Source organism: Gammaproteobacteria bacterium (assembly GCA_022340215.1).
Classification (GTDB): Bacteria; Pseudomonadota; Gammaproteobacteria; order JAJDOJ01; family JAJDOJ01; genus JAJDOJ01.
Map to the genome: position 1 here is coordinate 1 of JAJDOJ010000039.1, position 5,025 is coordinate 5,025.

Below are 5,025 nucleotides of genomic sequence, written 5' to 3' on the forward strand. Positions count from 1 at the left end.
ACGAACCACTGCCTTTCTAAGCGACCCTCGTCCCGCACAGATCGAGAAGCGTAATCCTCCTCGCTCTGTGCGGGACGCCTCCCTGCGTCTCACCCCAGATAGGTCGGAACGCTTCCCCTGAGAGAGAGCGGGACGTAACACCTACCGCATCGCCGTGGGGCCGCAGGCCGGGCGCAAGGTGTTTACCCTGCGGACGTTGCCGGCCTGCGATCCGGAGGAGCCGTTCGGCGACACGGTCGGTAAGGTGGGCGGGTTCAGTCTGCATGCGGGTGTGGCGGCCAAGGCAGGGGAACGCAAAAAGCTGGAGCGTTTGTGTGTCGATACATCGCCCGCCCGGCGGTCTCCGAAGAGCGCCTGTCGCTTACCGATAGCGGCAAGGTGCGTTACCAGCTCAAGACGCCTTACCGGGACGGCACCACTCATGTGATCTTCGAGCCGCTGGACTTCATCGCCAGACTGGCCGCACTGGTGCCCAGGCCGAGGGTCAATCTCACGCAATTCCACGGCGTGTTCGCGCCGAACAGCAAGCATCGGGCTCTGGTGACGCCGGCGAAGCGGGGCAAGGACAGCAAACCCGAATCTACCGCTGATGGCCTGGAGAAAACACCGCCGCAACGCCACGCGGCCATAAGCTTTAAGCGCAGCGCCTGAAGCGCGTGTTCGGCATCGACATCGAGATCTGTCCGGCCTGCGGCGGGGCGGTCAGGATCATCGCCTAATGAAATGGACCCATCCCACTTCTCAAGCGGCTTCAACAGAGCCAAGATGGGAATGGGTTAATCCATCTAAACGAAATGGGAGAGTCCAACATGAACCGTATCAAAGAAGTCGTTCGATTGGGAATGGGGGGAAAATGGGGTCTAGCATTGTAGCATTGCCCAATGTGGATAAGGACAGTTCTACAGTGATGCTCGCGTGGTCACCCGCATAATGTCTGATGCACTCATCAGTAAACCGCAAGTGTACCAGATGACCGCAATGACGTATGAGCCACAAAACTGATCGTTGACAATACCTGTTCCATCATGAACACCCAAGTACCATACCAAGGGTCTTTTCGGTCTCTGCCATACGCTCTCACTCCAACTTCTACTCTACGCGTATGGCAGCACCCAAGAATCGGTGCTAGATTCAATAAATCGGTTGCTTCCTTGACTCTCCAAGGCATCATTCTTTGCCCCGAGGCTGGTGGGTTTCGGAATTGATCGGCCGAACCTTTTAAACACCATGCATCAAAACATCAGACCAGGGCTTGTCAGCAGACCCTGTGACGTATATTTATTGCTATTGACAGGGAGACGAGAAGATGAAGAAGACGTTGGATAAGGGGGACTTTTGGGATCTGTTCAAAGACAAGGCGATTGTCGTCACGGAACTGCCGGCAGGCAAGGTCCGTAAACTCGCCGAGCGCGTAAATCAGAGTACCGGTCACGCAGACGCCACGCTGCGCTCCAAGGCGGAGTTTCAGGAGCTGTTCGATCTACTGGACAGCGAGGTCGACAGTCCGGCCGATGACGGCGTTCTGATCTTGAAGGATGCCGCCAACAAACAGACCGAGACGGGTAAGCTGGTCAACGCCTATGTCAAGGCGGCGAAGGGTAAAGACGAGTTTTTCGACCGCCCCATGTATATGGTGATGATCGAGGACTGGCCCCCGCAGCATCTGACCCCGGAAGAGCCGGTGTACGCTGATGGCCGGGCCACGCTCTCCGCCTGGGCCACGGACCCGGCGCTGCCGATTCATCTGCCCGGGGCGGGAGAACAGGGTGTGCTGCTGCAGACCTGGGACTTTTCACTCAAGAACAGCGGCAACCGGACCCTGCGTGCGCCCAAGCGTTCCTGGAAGATCAATTTCAAGGTCGACGGTGGCGACGGCAAGGTGCTGGGAATGTGGCGTTTCAATCTCAAGTCGATGTACAACGATGCCTCCCAGATGCGTGAGGCACTGGCCTGGCACCTTTTCGATCAGGTCGGCATCCCTTCATCCCGCCACAGCTATGCCAAACTGGGCATCAATGGTGCGTATCGCGGTCTCTTCTCCGTCATAGAGCAGGTGGACAAGGGTTTCCTCAAGGACCATTTCGGCAAGAATGACGAAGGCAATCTCTACAAGGCCTACTGCGGCAATGTGGGCTGCGCCACCCTGGAGTACAAACCCTCGGATACCGACGACCCCGGCCTGCCCTATTACTTCAACCACAACAGCCCGGACCTGACCTACCGGCTGAAGACCAATGGTGATGACCCGGAGACCAACAGCTATGCCGACCTGGCCCGCCTGATCGAGACCCTCAACGGTATCGGACTGGCCGGAGGCGACGAGAAGTTCCGCTCCGACGCCTATCGGGATGGGATGGAAGCGATCATGAACGTCAGGGCCTTTCTGCGCTGGGCCGGCGCCAATCTGCTGCTGGGCGGTTGGGACAACTACTACGCCACCCCATCCAACTACTATCTCTATAACTCCGGGCGCAAGGGCGCGCACAAGGCCTTCATGCAGGAGCCCTATTTCTACTGGATTCCCTGGGACTACGACAACAGCTTCGGCATCGACTACTTCCATACCCAATGGCAGAACACCGACATCCTCGACTGGCCATCCAACACGCGCAACTACTACAGCGGCAAGCGCACCGCACGGATTCCCCTGGTGCAGAACCTGCTGCAGCACGACGACTTCAAACAGTATTATCTGGACCACCTGGAGCATATGCTGGACAACCATTTCAATCCGGACCGGATCGACGCGTTGATGGGTCAGGAGGGGGATGGAGGGCTTTGGGACCGGGTCCGCCAGGCCGCCTATCTGGAGTCGGACTCACCCCATGGCCAGCCCTTCACCGGGCGCCAATTCTCCAACCACCGGGTCTATCTGAACGGCCTCCAACAGTGGGAGCTGCATGGCGACAACTATAAGATCGAGGGCATCATCCATTACGTACGGATGCGCTACGACAGCGCCCGCAAGCAACTGGAGCAGTTGCGCAAGGACTATCCCAGCGGGGCCAGCGGCGCGACCTTCGCCGATGTCATGGAGATGCCGCCCAAGTCCAAGCTGCCCTGAGAAGACGACAGCCGCATCCGGACGCCTGCTTCAGGCGGCCGGAATGCGGAAGGTGTGGATCGACTGGTCCTTGCACTTGCAGCGCTTGGCCTGTTCCCCCGATTTGCGCCTGTCCGAAACCGTCAGGATCAAATCCGGCGCCAGCCAGGCGATTCCTTCGATATTGCAATAGCGCGTCTTTTGCTTGCCGGTGCGCGGGAAACGATAGACCCGACCGTCATCCGTAAAGTTGCCGTCCCGATCCTTGAAGGTGCCGAGCCACAGCAGGGACGAGGCCTGGGAGACCACCGCGATACGGTTGCCGCTGACATCCAGGCTGGCATAGTCTTCAAATGGCAGGCTCTCCGGCAGTTCGAGGGTCTTCACTCGATTCCAGGCATTTTGACCGGATTCGAAGAACACCTGGATGCGTCCACCTCCCGGCTTACGGCCTTTGCGTCCCCCCTTACACTTGTTGCCCTCGCACAGGCCGAGCAGGTAGCGCTTGTCGTCCAGATAGACGCAGGCGAGACCCTCCATGCCCTTGTTTTTGTGCTTGAACGGAAAGTCCGCCCACTGGCTGGCGAGAAAATTCAGATCCCGGTCGTACTCCTCGATCCTCGCCATGTAGTGCCCGGAAACCGCCTTTTGCGCTTCGATCAACAGATAGAAACGCTGAGCTTGGGCGTCGTAGGCGATGTCCTCATAGCCGGAAAAGGGGTTGTGTAGCGGGATCATCCGGCTGTGGTCGGTAAGTCCCCCATCACGCAGGGTGAAGCAGGCGAGGTGCGAAACATTGTCGAAGATGACATAACAGACGTCATCCTTCACACAGACACCGCTCGCCTCGAAGCGTTTTTCCGGTGGGTTCCCAAGCAGGTGGCGGATCTTGGCCTCGTCGACCAGTTCCAGTTCTGGGGCGGATGACAGGTGACTGTTCAATGGGTGTTGATCTCCTTATGTTTCCATACATCAAATCAGATTTCCTCTATATGTCCATCTTAGCCGATCTTAAAGTGAGATCAGGACATGAACTGCTATGTCCTCAACGCCCGTATTTAGTCGTGCCGGTTGGTTGTGATGTCTCTCAAATAACGAGGTTATTAGCATTAGCCGTACTGTAGGAGCGGCACATAACCGTGATAAGTCGCCGGATAATTGACAAACCGATCTGACAATGACGGATTATCCTGGTAATCACCTCGTTTCGCGGGCATGGCCCGCTCCTACAGTCCATTGCTGAGCGATGGAACCAGCCGAGAGTGTTGTTACCATGCCTATCCGGTTTACCCCTTAAGGCCCGCGTCGCCATACATTCCGGACTCGTCGCGCACATGGCGCGGTCGGATCTGAGCCCCATCTGTAACGGCGGAAAGTGGCACAGCACCCAGGTGTCCGAGCACCACGAACCCGCACGGGAGAGCTCTTAGGGGTCAACCGGATAGGCATGGTTGTTACTGCCTGTCCATCCTTGTTGTATGAGGGTGAAGATCCAGCAGACCTCGTTGATCGCATCGATCACTAGCCCTGCTGATCAGTCGTTCTTGTCGCTCTCCTCGAAATCGATACTCACCCGGTCCCCCGCATAGGGCCTGAAACGCTCGTCGGCAAACTTCACGTGGTCGGGATGTTCGCGGTAGCTGTCGATGACCGGTTGGCCGGCGAAGCTCACCAGCCAGCAGTGCCGGTATTGGCTGTCCTCTGAGCCTCTTGCAAAACTACTCGCTGATAGGGGGTCAAATTTCCAATTTGCACCCATCAGATGCGAACGAGTCTTATTCGAGCGTTTTCACTATGGCGATTGCATCGTTTTTCTCAAATGACAGGGGAAATCGCGAATGCAGCGCAAGGGTTCCACTACACGACAGTTTTGGCGTGTTTTCGAGGATGGATCTGGCGGTTGAGTGCCGTTATTCAACGAACTTCATCAACTGATCCACCGTCAGCGCCACGATACCGAACATCAAATGTGCCATGACCTT

The 5,025-nt window shown here is 57.2% G+C and carries 3 protein-coding genes and 1 pseudogene; 2 read left to right on the plus strand and 2 right to left on the minus strand.

Annotation, left to right across the window (positions count from 1 at the left end; all coding sequences use genetic code 11):
• Nucleotides 1-139 precede the first annotated feature (139 nt).
• Both LJE91_02650 and LJE91_02655 read left to right on the plus strand, forming a co-directional pair.
• Nucleotides 140-716: pseudogene (locus LJE91_02650) on the plus strand (transposase).
• A 590-nt stretch (nucleotides 717-1,306) separates the two neighbouring features.
• On the plus strand, nucleotides 1,307-3,064 hold the full coding sequence (locus tag LJE91_02655) for a CotH kinase family protein (GenBank protein ID MCG6867650.1): 1,758 nt from the start codon (nucleotides 1,307-1,309) through the stop codon (nucleotides 3,062-3,064).
• Nucleotides 3,065-3,094: 30 nt separating this feature from the next.
• On the opposite strand, the gene LJE91_02660 is transcribed toward LJE91_02655, so the two are convergent.
• Nucleotides 3,095-3,985, minus strand: coding sequence for a hypothetical protein (locus tag LJE91_02660; GenBank protein MCG6867651.1), 891 nt, complete (start codon nucleotides 3,983-3,985; stop codon nucleotides 3,095-3,097).
• Nucleotides 3,986-4,577: 592 nt separating this feature from the next.
• Nucleotides 4,578-4,802, minus strand: a complete 225-nt coding sequence (locus LJE91_02665; GenBank protein ID MCG6867652.1) for a Dabb family protein — start codon at nucleotides 4,800-4,802, stop codon at nucleotides 4,578-4,580.
• Nucleotides 4,803-5,025: the final 223 nt, after the last annotated feature.

Bases quoted from the DNA above. Each gene is read 5' to 3' on its own strand.
- LJE91_02665 (MCG6867652.1), bottom strand. From the start codon at position 4,802: ATGGGTGCAAATTGGAAATTTGACCCCCTATCAGCGAGTAGTTTTGCA.
- LJE91_02655 (MCG6867650.1), top strand. From the start codon at position 1,307: ATGAAGAAGACGTTGGATAAGGGGGACTTTTGGGATCTGTTCAAAGAC.